Raw genomic sequence first — 16,587 nt, 5'->3', positions numbered from 1 at the left:
GACACTGCCCGTAGAGGGACACTGCAGCGTGGAGGAACGCTGCAGCGTGGCGTGATCGGCTTCTACCATGCAGCCTCCATTTCGACCTCTGTCGGATCGTCATCACCCGCAAGCAGTCGAGTACGAGCTTTCTGCATCATCACAGTCAGTTCGGACTCCAGTTCGGACAGAAACCATTCGAGTGTCTCATGTCTGCTGACCAATGCGATCGATCGTCCTCTGATATCGATCCCGGCGTAACTGCCCTGCTCGCTCGGCCCCAGCCGTGTGATCGGTGAGTCACCGAGCGGAGTCGTCTGCGTGCTGTCGTTGACCGGCAGGCCCTGCGAAAACTCGGTCAGGAACGAACCCACGTGATTCCAGGCAGCAATCATGTCCTCCAACCGCTGAGCGAAGGACAACGTCACGGTCTCCAGCGTGTCGAAGCAGCGTGCGGGCAGGTCGTTCCAGCCTCCTGCCCCACATTCCGAATCCAACCGTTCCACCTCGCTGTCGGCCAAATCGAGGAAGTCCGGCCACAATCGAGCAACCAGTTCCCTGCGACGCTCGAGCAGTTCCGCTCTGTCTTCGGCCAGCTTCTCGTCCGCAGCGTGAAGGGCCTTCACATCAGCGTCGTCAATCGGCAGGTGGACGGCGATGGCACGTATCGCTGCCTGCTCGATGGACACACGTTCGATCTTCTGCAGCTCCGAATCGACCCCCATGATGTCAGCATGCAGCCGTGCCACGCGAAAGAACTGTTCGTTGTTGTTCACTGAGACTCTCCCCGTCAACTCGTCGCGGCTGCGTCCGATCGCATCTGTGCGAGGCCGGCGACGACGTTGATGACAGAGTATGTGGCGGCACTGACATGGCTAGGGCCACGACACGATGTGAGCGGGCGACGGGAATCGAACCCGCGTCATCGGCTTGGGAAGCCGAGGCTCTACCATTAAGCTACGCCCGCATGTCCTCGCAATAAACCACTCTCACCAGCGCAGATACCCTGCTTCGGGAAAACCGAACACCTTGGTACGGCGAACTGAGAACCATGGCGAGTCGGTGATCGCGACAACTCCCCCAGTGTATATCCTCGGCAGCGATTCGCCGCAGACTGGTCCAACCCTCGCGCACGACTGAGGGGGCGGCCGCAGCCACCCCCTCAGCATCATGTCGCACGAACATCACGTCGTACGAGCAGCATTTCTCACACTCAGTGTTCGACAGCCTCCTCGGCGCCGAATCCGGTGTGGGCACGAACGTCCATCTCCGCTGCCAGCTCGGGGCTCTCAACGGTCTTATCGGTGATCGACGCGATCCAGCCGAGGATGAAGCCGAGGGGAATCGAGATGATTCCGGGGTTCGACAGTGGGAAGAGCACGAAGTCTGCTCCCGGGATCATCGCGGTCTCGGAACCGGAGACGACCGGGGAGAAGGCGATCAGCACAATCGCGGATCCCAGACCGCCGTAGATCGACCACACGGCGCCGCGAGTCGTGAAGCGCTTCCAGAACAGCGAGTAGACGATCGTCGGCAGGTTCGCACTGGCTGCAACGGCGAAAGCGAGTGCCACGAGGAACGCAATGTTCTGGCCCTGCACTCCGATGCCGCCGATGATCGCCACAGCACCGATGACGATGACGGTGCGACGCGCGATCTTGACCTCGGCATCGGGGTCTTCGACCTTGCCCTTCTTAATCACGCTCGCATAGATATCGTGAGCGAAGGAGGCCGCCGCAGTGATCGCGAGGCCGGCAACCACGGCCAGGATCGTCGCGAACGCCACTGCCGAGATGAAGCCCATGAGGATGGGCCCGCCGAGGTGGAGCGCCAGCAGCGGTGCCGCCGAATTCACTCCGCCCGGTGCGTTCTCGATCGCGTCAGCACCCACAAGTGCTGCCGCACCGTATCCGAGGACGAGGGTGAACAGGTAGAAGCCACCGATGAGCCAGATCGCCCAGACGACCGAACGACGAGCCTCCTTCGCTGAAGGCACCGTGTAGAAGCGCATCAGGACGTGAGGCAGACCAGCGGTGCCGAGCACCAGGGCCAGAGCCAGGGAGATGAAGTCGAGCGGGTTCTCACCGTATTTCTGCCCTGGTTCCAGGATGGCCTCGCCGACGCCTGAGTTGTTGACTGCTGAGGCCAGCAGGCTCGAGAAGTTGAACCCGTTGAGGGCGAGCACCCAGATGGTCATTGCGAAGGCACCGAGGATGAGCAGGACCGCCTTGACGATCTGGACCCAAGTGGTTCCCTTCATACCGCCGACCAGCACGTAGATGATCATAAGAGCACCCACCACGGCGACGACCAGCGATTGGCCGACCTTGCCGTCGATGCCCATGAGCAGCGACACGAGGCCACCGGCTCCGGCCATCTGCGCTAGGAGGTAGAAGAAGCACACGGCCAGGGTCGACAAGGCTGCTGCCATGCGCACAGGACGCTGCTTGAGGCGGAACGAAAGCACGTCGGCCATCGTGAACTTGCCTGTGTTGCGCATCAGCTCCGCGACGATGAGCAGCGCGACGAGCCAGGCGACGAGGAAGCCGATGGAGTAGAGGAAGCCGTCGTAGCCGTTGACCGCGATCGCTCCGCAGATGCCGAGAAACGAGGCCGCGGACAGATAGTCACCGGCGATCGCGAAGCCGTTCTGTGGGCCGGTGAAGGACCGCCCGCCCGCATAGTAGTCGGACGCTGATTTATTGTTCTTGCTGGCCCGCAGAACGATGAACATGGTCACCGCGACGAAGGCCGCGAAGATCGTGATGTTGAGAACGGGGTTGTTCTCGACCTCGGTCACGCCCTGAGACACTTTGTCGAGGCCGGAGGCGAACAGGTCTCCTATGGCGATAGCGCTCATGGGGTGGTTCCTTCCGTCTGGTGCTGGAGGCGTTCACGGATCGCCGAGGCAGGCGGATCGAGTTTCTTGTTTGCGAACGACACATAGAACATCGTGATCGCGAAGGTCGTCACGAACTGCAGAAGGCCGAGGATCAACCCGAGGTTGATCTCACCGACGACCTTCGTGGACATGAAATCGTGCGCGTAGGTGCTCAGGATGACGTAGAGGAAGTACCATGCCATGAATCCGATCGACAGTGGTATCACCACCGAGAACCTTTTGCGCTTGAGTGCTTTGAATTCGGGATTCTCCTCTTCGACGAGGAAATCGACCCGAGTACTGACGGGATCGGTCATTACTTCTCCATTCGAATTGTGCGTCGAGCATCAGTGGTCTAACTCACACAAGTCAAAACTAGCGGTCAGCCTGCACTGTGGAATACCACCGAAAGTTGGTAGCTTGTTCACATGAATGTCAAAGCAAAAGAATCTCGGGCACTGAAGGCCGAGACTCGACGACTCTTCGTTGAAGCCATCGACTCTCTGCACCGCAGCGGGACCGGTGATGTGGTCTTCGGCGGAGCAGTCGAGGACGATGAAGTCGCCGTCGAAGCAGTTGCCGGGGGCAGCAAAGATCGCCTCGCCTCACTCATCGTCAGCACAGGACGGGGGCTCGGCGGACGTGCACTCACCGAAGGCACACCCCAGCTGACCAAGGATTACGGGCTCGATCCCTTCATCACTCATCACTATGACGAGGAGGTCCTCGGCGAGGGGATCCAGGTTCTCATCGCTGTGCCGACGCTGCGCGGCGGTGACGTCACAGGGATGATCTACTGCGGTCACCGCAAGAACTACGATGCGGCAGCCCCGCAGACAAGCGACCTGGTCAAACGCGTGAGGCAGCTGTCAGAGGATCTGGGTCGACTAGGTCAGCCCCGACCGGCAGAGGAACCGGTCGAACCAGAGCGCCTGTATTCCGATCTCGAATCCTCGAGCCGTGAAGCGCTGCGCCGCACCTATGCGGAGCTGCGCTCGATCCGCTCGGGAGTCGACGAGAATGAAATGCGGCAGCGTCTGACCGCGGTGGAGAACCGTCTGGCCGATATCCTCTCAGGCCACAATTCGGATCTGTTTCCGAACCCGACACCGACCATCAGCCTCTCCCCCAGGGAGACCGATATCCTCTCGCACGTGGCGCTGGGATGGTCGAATGCCAGGATCGCCGAAGGGCTGGGGCTGCGGGAATCGACCGTGAAGTCCTACCTGAACACGGCCATGGTCAAACTCTCTGCCGGAACCCGGCATGAGGCAGTGTCCGTCGCCAGATCGGCCGGGGCTCTGCCCTGATCCCGGCTCTGCCCTGATCCCGGCGGCCCGATCGGGGCCGCCGGGTAAACGCGGGCGCTCAGCCGTTGATGACCTCGGAGTTCTCCTTCTCCATCTCCAGGGAACGGTCGCCAGCGGCCTGCGCTGCCGCCGCTGTGGTGTCGAAGAGTCCCGCATCGATGAAGGTCTGCAGGCCGGCGAGCGTGGTCCCACCTTTGCTGGAGACGGCCTGACGCTGCGCGCTCGGGTCCGGCTTCTCGGTCAGGAGCCGACCTGCTCCGTCCGCGGTGGCCACGACCATCTGCTTGGCGGTCTCCTCGCTCAGCCCCATCTTCATACCGGCGGCGATCATGGTCTCGGCCAGGAGGAAGAAATAGGCGACACCGGAGCCTGAGATACCTGTCATCGCCGGGATCTCGGCTTCATCCAAGGCCACAACGAGTCCGGCTCCCGACAGCAGTGTCCGCAGCGTGTCCACGGTGGTGCCGTCCACCTTCGCGGAGGGGGCAAGGGCGATGACGCCGTGCCCGATGGAGCTGGGGGTGTTGGGCATAATCCGCACGATCGGGTTCTGCGGTGCCAGGGTGGCCAGGTCGGCCATGGCGACACCGGCAGCCATCGAGACGAGGACTGAGCCGGCGTTCAGGCTCGGGGACAGGTCACGCACGGTCTCGGCCATCATCCACGGTTTGACTCCGAGGAAGACGAAGTCGGCGCCTTCGGCAGCCTTCCGGTTGGCCTCAGCATCATCCTCGACGGAGGTGACGGTGGCGTTGGGGAGTTCTGCGGCAAGTCGTTTCGCCGAGGCGGCCGAATTCGTTGTCGCTCGAACGTCGAGCTTCTCGTCGGCGCTGAGGATTCCCTTGAGCAGTGCCGTACCCATGTTTCCGGTGCCGATGGAGGCGATTGTGGTCAAATCAGACCTGCCTTTCTGTTGTTCACGTGTTCGTGGTTCGTTCAGGAGTTCGGCTGTCCGTCGTTCGCGCGGATCTCGCTCGCGGGATTCCCACTCGTGGGGTTCCCATTCGCGCGCAACTCGCTGGTGCGGACATGGCTGGAAGAATTGCGGTGGCTGGCCTCAGGTGCGAGCCCGAGATGCTCGCGGGCGAAGGCGAGTGAGTCTGCGAGCATCTGCTCTCGCGTGGACTTCTTCGCGACGAAGCGAGTGTTGACTTCGACGACGATGTCGCCGGACCAATTGTGTTTGGCCAGGTGCTGCAGCGTCTCGGCTACGGGCATGGTGCCTGCACCGGGGATCAGGTGTTCGTCCGTGAGGGATCCGGAGCCGTCGGTGAGGTGGACGTGTCGAAGTTTGTCGAAGATCTCCGAGACGGTCTCGAGCGCGTTCATTCCGGCCGTCGAGGCGTGGGAGAAGTCGAAGGTGAGAGCGTCATAGTCCTCGTCGAGAGGGTTCCAGTCGGGATAGTAGACGAGGATCTCGCGTACGCCCGCGCGCCAGGGGTACATGTTCTCCACGGCGAGGACGACTCCGGTCTCCTCGGACACCTGTCGAACGCCTTCGACGAAGCCTAGGGCGTACTCCCCCTGCCAGCGGAAGGGCGGGTGCAGGACCACAGTCTTCGCGCCGACCGCCTTGGCGAGGTTGGCGGTGATGCGCAGCTTCTCCCAGTGGTCCTTGTGCAGGACGCGGGGCAGGAAGAGCAGGGTCGGTGCATGCAGAGACATGACTTCGAGGCCCGTCTCTGCGGCCAGACCGTTGATGAGGTCGACGTCGCGGGTCTCGGCGTTGTGGGTGACCATGATCTCGACGCCGTCATAACCGTGCTTGGCAGCCTGTGCGAAGGTCTCGGCCACGGTCATCGGCGACACCGAGGAACTGGAGAGACCGATTCGGATCGTGTGGTCGGAACTGTGCTGAGTGTCGTGGTCATAGACTTCGTGATTGTCGAAGTACTCACGGTGGCGTCGGAAATTGGACCGCGCTGAATTCTTCGCGGTATAGACCTTCCGTGATGACTTCGACCGTTTCACCCTGCTCATTCCACCCAGTTTAGTCCTCGAAGATTCCATATTCCCTCAGAAAGCATAAGCGCTGACGTCGCTAAGCTGGATCAATGGCTGATTTTCGAGTTCGCCGGGCCCGCGTCGATGATGCCGCCCAGATCGCCGAAGTCCACATCGCTGCATGGACGGCCGCCTACCGCGGCATCATGGCCGATGAGATTCTGGACTCCCTGAACCTTGACCGGCAGACCACCGGCTGGGCGAGAAACCTCGGCGAGGAGTCGAATCCGATGTCGACGCTGGTTGCGCTGGAACCTGCCGAGGACCGTGTTCTCGGTTTCGGTGGAGTCTGCCCGCCTCGGGACAGCGCCGAGGTGCTCGGGAGACTCCCCGACACCGCTGGATTGGGACAGCTGGCGGCGATCAATCTCCACCCGGATGCCTTCGGCACCGGTGCAGGAGCGGACCTCCTCCACGCTTTGGAGGAGGAACTGCGGGCGATGGGATTCACCCGCGCCTATCTCATGGTCGCCGAAGGCAATGAGCGGGCGATGCGCTTCTATGCCAAACACGGCTGGCACCGCACGGAGATCACCCACGTCTTCGACGGGGTGTCTCCAGCGGTGCCAGAGCGCATGTTCACGGTCGACCTCGGCTGAGGCCCACCTCGGCGAGGTGAGACCTCGACCGAAGGTCAGCCGTAGAGTTCTTCGACGTCCTCGTCGACCCAGGTCTTCGACTTGTCGACGGCCTTGTTCCACAGACGGTAGACGCGAGCGACCTTGTCCTCGTCCATGGACGGCTCCCAGCGCTTGCCCTCGCGCCAGTTGGCCTTCACGTCGTCCTCGCCGTTCCAGAACTTCACGGCGATGCCCGCTGCGTAGGCCGCACCCAGGGCCGTGGTCTCGACGACCTCAGGCCGGATGACGGGCACGCCGAGGAGGTCGGCCTGGAACTGCATGAGCGTTTCGTTGGCGACCATGCCGCCGTCGACCTTGAGCTCGGTGAGCGCGACACCCGAATCGAGGTCCATAGCGTCGAGGACCTCACGGGACTGGAACGCAACCGACTCGAGAGCCGCACGGGCGATGTGGTTCTTGTTGACGTAGCGAGTCAGGCCCACGATCACGCCGCGTGCGTCGGACTCCCAGTGCGGGGCGAAGAGACCGGAGAAGGCCGGCACGATGTAGCAGCCGCCGTTGTCCTCGACCTGCTTCGCCAGCGTCTCGACCTCGGGAGCATCGGAGATGATTCCGAGGTTGTCACGCAGCCACTGCACAAGGGACCCGGTGACGGCGATGGAACCTTCGAGGGCGTAGACCGCATCGGCGTCGCCGATCTTGTAGGCCACCGTCGTCAGCAGACCGTTTTTGCTGGCCACAGGCTCGTTGCCGGTGTTGATGAGCATGAAGTTGCCGGTGCCGTAGGTGTTCTTGGCCTGGCCCTTCTCGAAGCAGGCCTGGCCGAAGGTCGCCGCCTGCTGGTCACCGAGGATGCCGCAGATCGGGGTGTCGATGATGAGGCCGTTCTTCGCACCGTACCCATAGACCTCGGAGCAGGACTTGATCTCCGGCAGCATCGAGACGGGGATGCCCATGTCGCCAGCGATCTCCTCGTTCCAATCGAGACTCTTGACGTTCATGAGCATGGTGCGCGAGGCGTTGGTGACGTCGGTGACGTGGACTCCGCCGTTGACACCGCCGGTGAGGTTCCAGAGCACCCAGGTGTCCATGGTGCCGAAGAGCAGCTCCCCGGCTTCAGCAGACTCCTTGACGCCCTCGACATTGTCGAAGACCCACTTGGCCTTCGGCCCGGCGAAGTAGGTGGCCAGGGGCAGACCGACCCGGTCCTTGTACTTGTCGGGACCTTCGTCTCCGGCGAGTTCATCGCAGATCTTCTGTGTTCTGGTGTCCTGCCAGACGATCGCGTTGTAGACCGGCTTGCCGGTGTTCTTGTTCCAGATCACCGTGGTCTCACGCTGGTTCGTGATGCCGACGCCCTCGAGCTGGTGGCGGTTGATGTCGGCGCGGGTCAGGGCCTGACCGATCGCCTCGTTCGTGTTCCTGATGATCTCCATCGGGTCGTGTTCGACCCAGCCGGCCCGAGGGAAGATCTGCTCGTGCTCGAGCTGACCCGATGACACGATCTGCCCTGCGTGGTTGAAGACGATGGCCCGCGACGAGGTGGTGCCCTGGTCGACGGCGAGGATGTACTTTTCCTGACTCATGCTGACTCCTATGTCGAGGTGATGCTGTGGATTGCTGGTGACTCAGACGAGGGCCGGATCAGACGAAGGCCCGGCATGCTCAGACGAAGGCTCGGGAGAGCAGTCCGGCGATGATGGCGCCGACCAGAGGTCCTGCGATCGGCACCCACGAGTATGCCCAGTCCGAGCTGCCCTTGTTCGGGATCGGCAGCAGGGCATGGACGATGCGGGGCCCGAGGTCACGGGCCGGGTTGATTGCGTAGCCGGTGGGTCCGCCCAGCGAGGCGCCGATGACGACGACGAGGAGGCCGACTGCCAAGGGTCCGAGCCCGTGCGGGGTTCCTCCGAAGAGGAGGATGACGAAGACGAGGACGAAGGTGGCGATGACCTCGGTGACGAAGTTCCAGCCGTAGCTGCGGATCTCCGGACCGGTGGAGAAGGTGCCGAGGATGTTGCCGGCTTCCTTCTCCTCGTCATAGTGCTTCTTGTATACGGCCCAGGCGAGGAAGGCACCGATCATGGCACCGATCATCTCGGCCGCGAGGTAGGCGATGGTGTTGCCGAAGTTCACGGCGATGCCGGGAGCGTATTCCTCGGCACCACTGGACAAGATGCCGATGGTCACGGCGGGGTTGAGGTGTGCACCTGTCTTGAATGCGACGAAGACACCGGCGAAGACCGCGAGGCCCCAGCCGAACGAGATGAGGAGCCAGCCTCCCCCGTTGCCCTTGGTCTTGCCCAGCACCACGTTGGCGACGACGCCGACACCGAGCAGTATGAGCATCGCCGTTCCGCCGATCTCATAAAGGAAAATAGTACCCATATCTCACAAACTCCTATGTTTGTCCTGCTTAGCGGATTTACGGTTTCAGTGTTTCCTCGACGAGTGCGGCAGCCGCGGCATCGTCGTGGGTGGATTCGGCGGCGATCTGTGCGTCGACATGAGAGGTGAAATCGGCGATTTCATCTGCTTCTCTGTCCTCGTCCCACCCGAGGATCGGGGCGACGATCGCAGCGACCGCCTCGGCGGCGTGCTTGCCTCGGTCCCTGACCTCATAGTTCAGCCGCATCCGTCGCTCGAGGATGTCGCCGAGGTGGACGGCACCTTCCGAGGTCGCCGCATAGTGTGCCTCGGCGCGCAGGTAGCGTTCGGCACCGGGCAGCGGGCGACCGAGTTCGGGGTCCTCGTCGATGAGGTCGAGGATGTCCTCGAGCAGGGTGCCGTAGCGGCGGATGAGGCGCCTGACCCGGTCTTCGTCCCACCCGTATTTCTCGGCGATACCGGATTGGCCGCGGCGCACGGCCCCGACGCCCTGAGCGCCCAGCAGCGGGATCGATTCGGTCAGGGATCGGCGGTCCTTCGCGTCATCTCCGAGGACGAAGTCGACGGCGTCCTCGGCCATGACGCGATACGTGGTGAACTTGCCACCGGCGATGGCTGCCAGAGCGGGCTCGATCTCCATCACCGTGTGTTCGCGGGAGACCTTCGTCGAGGCCTGACCTTCCTTGACCACGGGCTGGAGCAGGGGGCGGAGGCCGGAGTAGACGCCGATGACGTCGTTGCGGGTCAGCTTCTCGGTCAGAATCGCGTTCGCGTGCTTGAGCAGGTAGTCGATGTCATCGGAGTTCGCGACCGGTGAGTCGACGTCCTGGTCCCACGGGGTGTCCGTGGTGCCGATGACCCAGTAGCCCTCCCACGGGATCACGAAGAGCACGGACTTCTCCGTCTTCGAGATGATGCCCGTGTTCGGGTCTGCCTTGATCTTGTCCTGCTCGACCGTGATGTGCACGCCCTTGGAAGCGAGCACCTGGAGGCCTGCGTCGGCCTTGGCCAGGTCCTGCTGTTCCTCGGTCCAGACTCCCCCGGCAAGGATCGTGCGGCGGGCGTGGATGTCGAATTCCCGGCCGGTCATCTCATCACGAGCACGGACTCCGGAGACCTGGTCCCCGTCGTGGAGGTAGTCGATGACGGAGACGTGGTTGGCCGCTGCTGCGCCGTAGCCCACAGCGGAGCGGATGAGCGTCATGACGAAACGGGCGTCGTCGACCTTCGCATCGTAGTATTCGAGGGCACCGACCGCTGCGTCGTCGGCCAGGCCGGGGAAATGGGCAGTGAGTGCTTTCTTGCCCAGGTGGCGGTGCATCGGGACGGCACGTTTGCGTCCGGGGCGGGTGGCCATCGTGTCATAGAGCAGAACGCCGGATCCGATGAATGCCCTGTCGATGAGGCGGTGTTCGAAGGGGAAGACGAAGGCCACGGGTTCAACCAGGTGGGGCGCCGTGTGTTGGAGCAGGAGGTCGCGTTCCTTCAGCGCTTCAGCCACGAGTTTGAAGTCGAGCATCTCCAGGTAGCGCAGTCCGCCGTGCATGAGTTTCGAGGACCGTGACGAGGTGCCGGAAGCCCAGTCCTTGGCATCGACGACCCCGACCTTAAGTCCGCGGGTGGCCGCATCGAAGGCGGATCCTGCTCCGGTGACGCCTCCGCCGACGACGAAGACGTCGAGCGGGTCGTCCGGGCTGGTGTTCTCCAGGGTGTGCAGGGCTTCATCGCGGAACGATGGGGACAACTCGCCATTTCGCATTGACAGTTCTTTTCCTTCTCGGAGCGTGTGCGTTCCCACCATTATTGCGCCCCGGCCCCAGCTGGTGGTCCGTGCGCGGCAGTTAGGAAAAATCTAACAGGCAATGCGCAGAAGCGAAACACAACGCTCAATTGCGAAAGGGCTCAGACCAGTTGCGAAAGGGCTCAGACCAGTTCGACCCGCATCGCCGAGGAGGTCTCTGCGGAGTCGAGCAGGTCGAGTTTGCGCATGATGATGCCTTCGCGCAGTGCCCATGGGGAGATGTTCATCACGTTGACGTCGAAGATGGCGAAGGCGGCGTCGGCGACGATGGCTCCGGCAAGGACCTGGCCTGCGCGAGCCTGGGAGACTCCGGGCAGTGTGGCGCGTTCTTCCGGAGTTCGGGAGGACAGAGTCTCGATGATCCCGGCGAGGTCTCGGCGGAAGAGTTTGCGTGGGGCGTAGATGCCGTCACCGCTGGGTGCCGCGCCGGCGATCCGGGCCAGGGAGCGGAATGTCTTCGACGAGCCCACCACCTGGTCGGCTGTGCCCACGCGGTTGATCTTGCCGGCGATGCGGCCGATCTGGGAGCGGGCGTACTTCTGGAGGCTGTGGATGTCCTCGGCGCTGGGCAGCGGATCGGGGATGAAGTCGGAATAGGTCCGGCCTGCACCCAGAGGCACTGACACGGCGGCTTCGGGGTATTCGTCCTGCCCTGCTGCGATCTCGAGGGAGCCGCCGCCGATGTCGAGCAGCAGGATCTTCCCAGCCGACCAGCCGAACCAGCGCCTGACGGCCAGGAACGTCACCCGTGCTTCGTCCTTGCCCGACATCACGTTGAGGGTGACCCCGAGCTGAGCGTTGATGGAGTCGATGAGCTCGGCACCATTCGGTGCGTCTCTGATCGCCGAGGTGGCGAATGCCAGGATCTGCTCCGATCCTTGGTCCTCGGCGATCTCCACCGCCTCGGCGATGAAGTTGTGCAGTCGTTCCTGACCGGCTGCGTCGATCATGCCGTCGTCGCCGAGGTACTCGGCGAGGCGCAGGACCTCTTTGTGGGAGGTGGCGGGCAAGGGAGGGGCTCCGACATGAGCGTCGACCACGAGAAGGTGGACGCTGTTGGAGCCGATATCGAGGACTGCTAGGCGCATTCGATCAGTTTAACCACAGAATTCATTCCTCGACCCAGTCCGTGCCCCGGAAGCCGAACTCGGGCGGGCGCTTGGCGAAGAACGCTTCCTGGCCGCGAGCGATCTCTGCCTGGTAGGCCTCGTCGAGCCACTGCGGTGGGTTGAAAGCGGAGTCGGCCGTGGCGTTGTCCGTCAGCTCCCCGGACAGGACCGCTTTGGATCCCAGCTGGGACAGCCGTGAGAGCCCGACGATCTTCTCCCCCATCGCCTGCGCCGCCTCCAGCGGAGTTTCGGAGACTTCGTGGAAGAAGCCGAGCTCGCGCATCTGGTCGAACTTCACGATCGAGGCGGTGACCAGCAGATACCTGGCCCAGGAGTCACCGAGGACGCTCGCCAGACGCCGAGTCGGACCGGGAGGGTAGACGAGTCCGAGCTTCGCAGCCGTGACCCCGAAGATCGAACCGGGGGCGGCGATGCGGATGTCGCAGGCCGCCGCGATCTCGGTGCCCCCGCCGACGCAGTTGCCGGTGATGGCCGCGATCGTCGTGGTGCGCGAGTTGGCCACAGCCGCCTCGGCGGTGGAATTGAGTTCCCAGAAATCATCGAGGGGAACATTGAGATCGGCGATGTCAGAGCCGGCGGAGAAGTGCCCGGCAGCGCCCCTGATCACGAGCGCACCGATCGAGTCATCGGCATCGACACCGGCGATGATGTCCGGCAGAGCCCGCCACATCGGGCGGGAGATGGCATTGCGTTTTTCGGGCCGATCGATGACGAGGGTTCCGACTCCACCGGTGACGGTGAAGTCGAAACCCTCGAGATCGACCGGACGGTATGTGCCGTCAACGGTCATGTGCACAGCCTTTCAGCATGAGCTTCTCAGCCCCGGTCTGCGGGAACTTCGCGCTGCTCGTGACCGTCGTAGGCGCTCAGCGGACGGATCAGAGCGTTGTTGGCCTGCTGTTCCATGATGTGAGCGGTCCAGCCGGTGATGCGGGCCATGACGAAGATCGGTGTGAACTGATCGGTGTCGAAGCCCATGAGGTGGTAGGCCGGGCCTGACGGGTAGTCGAGGTTCGGGTAGATGCCCTTACGACCCACAAAGTCCTCTTCGAAGGCGTTGTAGAGATCGAGAAGATCGGTTGCGCCCTTGGCCTCGACCATGTTCTCGAAGGCCTTGCGCATGGTGGGCACGCGCGAGTCGCCGTTCTTGTAGACACGGTGTCCGAAGCCCATGATCTTGGCCTTCTTCGCCAACGCATCGTCGATCCACGCCGAAGCCTTGTCGGCAGTGCCGACCTCTTCGAGCATCGCCATGACGGCCTCATTGGCACCGCCGTGGAGTGGTCCCTTGAGAGCGCCGACACCACCGGCGACTGCCGAGTACAGGTCGGCCGTCGTTGAGGTGATGACGCGGGTGGTGAACGTCGAGGCGTTGAACGAGTGCTCCGCGTAGAGGATCATCGAGATGTCGAAGCAGCGCACGACCGCTTCGTCGGGGACCTCGTCGAAGACCATCTTGAAGAAGTTCGCGGCGTAGCCGAGGTCCTTCGTCGGAGCGACCGGGTCGAGGCCGTGGCGGCGACGGTGGTCGATGGCCACGATCGTCGGCAGCTGTGCGTAGAGACGCTCGGCCTTGGCCAGGTTGGCCTCTTCACCTTCGACATCAGCATCAGGGTCGACGGCGCCGAGGTAGGACACCGCGGTCTGCACCACGTGCATCGGGTGGCAGTCCTTGGGCAGATCGAGGATGAGCTGGACGAGCTTGTCGTCGATTCCGCGCTGCTCACGCTCGCGGGCCTGGAACTCCTCGAGCTGAGCCTTGGTCGGCAGTTCGCTGTTCCAGATCAGATAGGCGACTTCCTCGAAGCTGCAGTTGGCTGCGAGCTCCTGCACGGGGTAGCCGCGGTAGGTGAGCGAGTTCGTTTCCTGGACTACCTTCGAAACGGCCGTGGTGTCGACGACGACGCCGGCGAGGCCCTTCTTGATTTCTTCGGTCACTGGTGACCCTCCTGTGAAAAGTTGAATACGGCCGCGTCAAAATCGTTGTACGCAGCGTAGTCGATCGTGTCGTACAGGTCCGCACGGGTCTGCATTCCCTCGAGCAGGTCCACCTGTGTGCCCTGGTCGCGAATGGTCTGCAGGCCCGATTTGATCGCACCCATGGCGAGACGCAGAGTTGTGACCGGGTAGATCACGACTTTGACTCCGACGTTCGCCAACTGCTCGGTCGTGAACAGTTCGCTCTTTCCGAATTCTGTCATGTTCGCCAGAATCGGAACATCCACGCTGCTGGCGAATTTCTCGAATTCGCCGAGGTCCCGCATGGCTTCGGGGAAGATCAGGTCCGCTCCGGCGTCGACGTAGGCCTTCGCGCGGTCGATCGCCGCGTCCAGACCTTCGCCTGCGCGGGAGTCGGTGCGGGCACTGATGACGAAGTTCTCATCCCGACGGCCCTTGACGGCGGCCTTGATGCGCTTGGACATCTCAGCAGCGGTGACAACCTCTTTGCCGTCGAGGTGACCGCAGCGCTTCGGGTTGACCTGGTCTTCGAGGTGCATCCCCGAGATTCCGGCGTCTTCGAATTCCTGGATGGTGCGGGCCACGTTCATGGCTTCACCCCAGCCGGTGTCGGCGTCGATGAAGGTCGGCAGGTTCGTCACCCGGGCGATGTTGCGTCCGTGATCGGCCACCTCGGTGAGGGTGGTGAGACCGATGTCGGGCAGGCCCATGGCTGCGGAGAAGGCACCTCCGGAGATGTAGACGCCCTCGAACCCGGTCTGCTCGATGATCTGAGCGTTGATCGGATTGATGGCCCCGGGGAACTGGACGATCTGATCACCGGCGAGGAGCTCGCGGAACTTCGCGCGGCGCTCGGCCGGCGTTGCGGTTGCCCCCAACATCAGAAGATGCCCTTCGAACCGGTGTGCTCGAGGCCGTCGACGGTGAAGCTGAGTTCGGCAACGCCCTTGGCGTCGAGGTTCTCGAGGTTCTCGGCCAGGTCGATGAAGCGAGTCTGCTCGGCACCGGTGAGGATGCCTTCGGACAGGGTCTTGAACTTCTCGATGTAGTTCGCGCGGGCGAAGGGACGAGCACCGAAGGGGTGCGCGTCGGCCACAGCGATCTCGTCGACCAGTGTCGAGCCGTCCTCGAATTCGATCTCCACGCGGCCGCCGAAGGCCTTCTCGTTGGGATCGGTCGAGTGGTAGCGGCGAGTCCATTCCTTGTCTTCGGTGGTCTCGATCTTGTGCCACAGCTTGACTGTCTCGGGACGTCCGGCACGCTCGGGTGCGTACGAGTGCTCGTGGTGCCAGCCCTGATCCTCCATGGCCACAGCGAAGATGTACATGATCGAGTGATCAAGGGTCTCGCGGCTGGCCTTGGGATCCATCTTCTGCGGATCGTTCGCGCCGGTGCCGATGACGTTGTGCGTGTGGTGCGAGGTGTGGATGACGATGCGCTTGATCTTCGTCAGGTCCTCGATCTCGCCGCCGAGCTTGCGGGCGAGGTCGATGAGCGCCTGCGCCTGGTATTCGGCGGAGTGCTCCTTGGTGTAGGTGTCGAGGATCGCGCGCTTGGCCTCGCCTGCACCGGGCAGAGGGATGGTGTAGCGAGCCTCAGGACCGGAGAGGATCCAGGCGATGAAGCCGTCTTCACCTTCGTAGATCGGGTTGGGTGCGCCTTCGCCGCGCATGGCACGGTCGACGGACTCGACGGCCATCTTGCCGGCGAACGCGGGAGCGTGTGCCTTCCACGAGGAGATCTCGCCCTTGCGGGACTGGCGGGTTGCGGTGGTCACGTGCAGGGCCTGCTGGATGGCCTGGAAGGTGACCTCGGTGTCGAGGCCGAGCATGGCGCCGATTCCGGCTGCTGCGGAGGGGCCGAGGTGGGCGACGTGGTCGATCTTGTGCTCGTGCAGGCACATTCCCTTGACCAGGTCGACCTGGATCTCGTAGCCGGTGGCGATGCCGTTGATGAGGTCCTTGCCGCTGATGCCCTTGTGCTGGGCGACCGCGAGGACTGGTGGGATGTTGTCGCCGGGGTGTGAGTACTCGGCGGCAAGGAAGGTGTCATGGAAGTCGAGTTCACGAACGGCGACTCCGTTGGCCCATGCTGCCCATTCCGGGGAGAAGTGCTCCCCCAGCGGCAGACCGAAGACTGTGGCTCCGGGTGAGTAGGGGTGGGTCTGTGCTTGTTCCCGAGCGTGCAGCGGAGCCGAGCGGCGCACCGAAGCTGCGGCTACCGAGGCGTTGTCGATGACTCGGTTGATCACCATTTCGGTGACCTCTGAATCCACTGGAGTCGGGTCTGAGGCGACCTCGGCGATCTTCCAGGCGAGTTGGTCTTCACGAGCCAGGTTCTCTGAGCTCTTATACGTGCGGACTTCATGATCGATCATGGTTAACCCCTTCAAACGTCCTTGACCGTTCAGGTCTGAGAGTGGCTGACACAACTGTAGGCTACGTCACTTCTCTGTCACGGTCTGGCCAGAATTTTATCTCGACATCAAGATACTTTACCCGAAGGAACCTCGATCCCACCACCCGGTCCCACCTACCGGAATCTGGCCGGGAGG

At 62.9% G+C, this 16,587-nt stretch carries 15 protein-coding genes and 1 tRNA gene; 2 read left to right on the top strand and 14 right to left on the bottom strand.

Annotation, left to right across the window (positions count from 1 at the left end):
* Nucleotides 1–62: 62 nt before the first annotated feature.
* The 4 genes from LQ788_RS05795 to LQ788_RS05780 form a co-directional block, all read right to left on the bottom strand.
* Nucleotides 63–755 (bottom strand): hypothetical protein, encoded by a 693-nt coding sequence (locus LQ788_RS05795; RefSeq protein WP_231445858.1) that lies wholly within the window; start codon nt 753–755, stop codon nt 63–65.
* Nucleotides 756–875: 120 nt separating this feature from the next.
* A tRNA-Gly gene (locus tag LQ788_RS05790) sits at nt 876–946 on the bottom strand.
* Between the two features lie 246 nt (nt 947–1,192).
* A complete protein-coding gene (locus LQ788_RS05785; RefSeq protein WP_231445856.1) occupies nt 1,193–2,839 on the bottom strand; it encodes a solute symporter family protein in 1,647 nt (548 codons plus the stop codon).
* Complete coding sequence (locus tag LQ788_RS05780) at nt 2,836–3,177, bottom strand: DUF485 domain-containing protein (protein WP_231445854.1); 342 nt, start codon at nt 3,175–3,177, stop codon at nt 2,836–2,838. Before LQ788_RS05780 ends, LQ788_RS05785 begins: the two co-directional genes overlap by 4 nt.
* Nucleotides 3,178–3,288: 111 nt before the next feature.
* Here LQ788_RS05780 and LQ788_RS05775 point away from each other — a divergent pair, with 111 nt between their 5' ends.
* Entirely contained in the window at nt 3,289–4,170 is an 882-nt protein-coding gene (locus LQ788_RS05775; RefSeq protein WP_231445852.1) for a helix-turn-helix transcriptional regulator, read from the top strand.
* Nucleotides 4,171–4,228: 58 nt separating this feature from the next.
* On the opposite strand, the gene proC is transcribed toward LQ788_RS05775, so the two are convergent.
* Together proC and LQ788_RS05765 are read right to left on the bottom strand one after the other, a co-directional pair.
* Nucleotides 4,229–5,065 (bottom strand): pyrroline-5-carboxylate reductase, encoded by an 837-nt coding sequence (proC, locus tag LQ788_RS05770; protein WP_231445851.1) that lies wholly within the window; start codon nt 5,063–5,065, stop codon nt 4,229–4,231.
* A gap of 41 nt (nt 5,066–5,106) precedes the next feature.
* Nucleotides 5,107–6,150, bottom strand: a complete 1,044-nt coding sequence (locus tag LQ788_RS05765) for a sugar phosphate isomerase/epimerase family protein (protein ID WP_231445849.1) — start codon at nt 6,148–6,150, stop codon at nt 5,107–5,109.
* Nucleotides 6,151–6,224: 74 nt separating this feature from the next.
* Between LQ788_RS05765 and LQ788_RS05760 the strand changes: the two genes are divergently transcribed.
* Nucleotides 6,225–6,773: a GNAT family N-acetyltransferase gene (locus tag LQ788_RS05760; RefSeq protein WP_231445848.1), complete on the top strand. Its 549-nt coding sequence runs from the start codon at nt 6,225–6,227 to the stop codon at nt 6,771–6,773.
* Nucleotides 6,774–6,808: 35 nt separating this feature from the next.
* On the opposite strand, the gene glpK is transcribed toward LQ788_RS05760, so the two are convergent.
* From glpK to LQ788_RS05720, 8 genes are all read right to left on the bottom strand, one after another.
* Nucleotides 6,809–8,341, bottom strand: a complete 1,533-nt coding sequence (gene glpK / locus LQ788_RS05755) for a glycerol kinase GlpK (protein WP_231445847.1) — start codon at nt 8,339–8,341, stop codon at nt 6,809–6,811.
* A gap of 79 nt (nt 8,342–8,420) precedes the next feature.
* Nucleotides 8,421–9,143: an MIP/aquaporin family protein gene (locus LQ788_RS05750; protein WP_096160218.1), complete on the bottom strand. Its 723-nt coding sequence runs from the start codon at nt 9,141–9,143 to the stop codon at nt 8,421–8,423.
* Nucleotides 9,144–9,180: 37 nt separating this feature from the next.
* The gene (locus LQ788_RS05745) at nt 9,181–10,902 is read right to left on the bottom strand and encodes a glycerol-3-phosphate dehydrogenase/oxidase (protein WP_231445846.1); all 1,722 of its coding nucleotides are present in this window, start codon (nt 10,900–10,902) and stop codon (nt 9,181–9,183) included.
* A 164-nt stretch (nt 10,903–11,066) separates the two neighbouring features.
* Nucleotides 11,067–12,032: a Ppx/GppA phosphatase family protein gene (locus LQ788_RS05740; protein WP_231445845.1), complete on the bottom strand. Its 966-nt coding sequence runs from the start codon at nt 12,030–12,032 to the stop codon at nt 11,067–11,069.
* Nucleotides 12,033–12,054: 22 nt separating this feature from the next.
* Nucleotides 12,055–12,864 carry an enoyl-CoA hydratase/isomerase family protein gene (locus LQ788_RS05735; RefSeq protein ID WP_231445844.1) on the bottom strand — a complete coding sequence of 270 codons (810 nt, stop codon included), beginning with the start codon at nt 12,862–12,864 and terminating at the stop codon, nt 12,055–12,057.
* A 26-nt stretch (nt 12,865–12,890) separates the two neighbouring features.
* Entirely contained in the window at nt 12,891–14,012 is a 1,122-nt protein-coding gene (locus LQ788_RS05730) for a bifunctional 2-methylcitrate synthase/citrate synthase (protein WP_231445843.1), read from the bottom strand.
* Complete coding sequence (prpB, locus tag LQ788_RS05725) at nt 14,009–14,914, bottom strand: methylisocitrate lyase (protein ID WP_096160221.1); 906 nt, start codon at nt 14,912–14,914, stop codon at nt 14,009–14,011. The genes LQ788_RS05730 and prpB overlap by 4 nt, the downstream gene beginning before the upstream one ends.
* Nucleotides 14,914–16,410: an MmgE/PrpD family protein gene (locus tag LQ788_RS05720; protein ID WP_009882946.1), complete on the bottom strand. Its 1,497-nt coding sequence runs from the start codon at nt 16,408–16,410 to the stop codon at nt 14,914–14,916. The genes prpB and LQ788_RS05720 overlap by 1 nt, the downstream gene beginning before the upstream one ends.
* Between the last annotated feature and the right edge of the window lie 177 nt (nt 16,411–16,587).

Origin of the sequence: Brevibacterium zhoupengii, assembly GCF_021117425.1 — a bacterium.
Taxonomy (GTDB): Bacteria; Actinomycetota; Actinomycetes; order Actinomycetales; family Brevibacteriaceae; genus Brevibacterium; species Brevibacterium zhoupengii.
The sequence above is the reverse complement of the archived record's forward strand: the minus strand, read 5'-3'. Positions and strand labels throughout refer to the sequence as shown.

Coding starts and splice junctions, on each gene's coding strand:
- LQ788_RS05785 (WP_231445856.1), bottom strand. CDS start 2,839: ATGAGCGCTATCGCCATAGGAGACCTGTTCGCCTCCGGCCTCGACAAA.
- LQ788_RS05780 (WP_231445854.1), bottom strand. CDS start 3,177: ATGACCGATCCCGTCAGTACTCGGGTCGATTTCCTCGTCGAAGAGGAG.
- LQ788_RS05775 (WP_231445852.1), top strand. CDS start 3,289: ATGAATGTCAAAGCAAAAGAATCTCGGGCACTGAAGGCCGAGACTCGA.
- LQ788_RS05765 (WP_231445849.1), bottom strand. CDS start 6,150: ATGAGCAGGGTGAAACGGTCGAAGTCATCACGGAAGGTCTATACCGCG.
- LQ788_RS05760 (WP_231445848.1), top strand. CDS start 6,225: ATGGCTGATTTTCGAGTTCGCCGGGCCCGCGTCGATGATGCCGCCCAG.
- glpK (WP_231445847.1), bottom strand. CDS start 8,341: ATGAGTCAGGAAAAGTACATCCTCGCCGTCGACCAGGGCACCACCTCG.
- LQ788_RS05750 (WP_096160218.1), bottom strand. CDS start 9,143: ATGGGTACTATTTTCCTTTATGAGATCGGCGGAACGGCGATGCTCATA.
- LQ788_RS05745 (WP_231445846.1), bottom strand. CDS start 10,902: ATGCGAAATGGCGAGTTGTCCCCATCGTTCCGCGATGAAGCCCTGCAC.
- LQ788_RS05740 (WP_231445845.1), bottom strand. CDS start 12,032: ATGCGCCTAGCAGTCCTCGATATCGGCTCCAACAGCGTCCACCTTCTC.
- LQ788_RS05735 (WP_231445844.1), bottom strand. CDS start 12,864: ATGACCGTTGACGGCACATACCGTCCGGTCGATCTCGAGGGTTTCGAC.
- prpB (WP_096160221.1), bottom strand. CDS start 14,914: ATGTTGGGGGCAACCGCAACGCCGGCCGAGCGCCGCGCGAAGTTCCGC.
- LQ788_RS05720 (WP_009882946.1), bottom strand. CDS start 16,410: ATGATCGATCATGAAGTCCGCACGTATAAGAGCTCAGAGAACCTGGCT.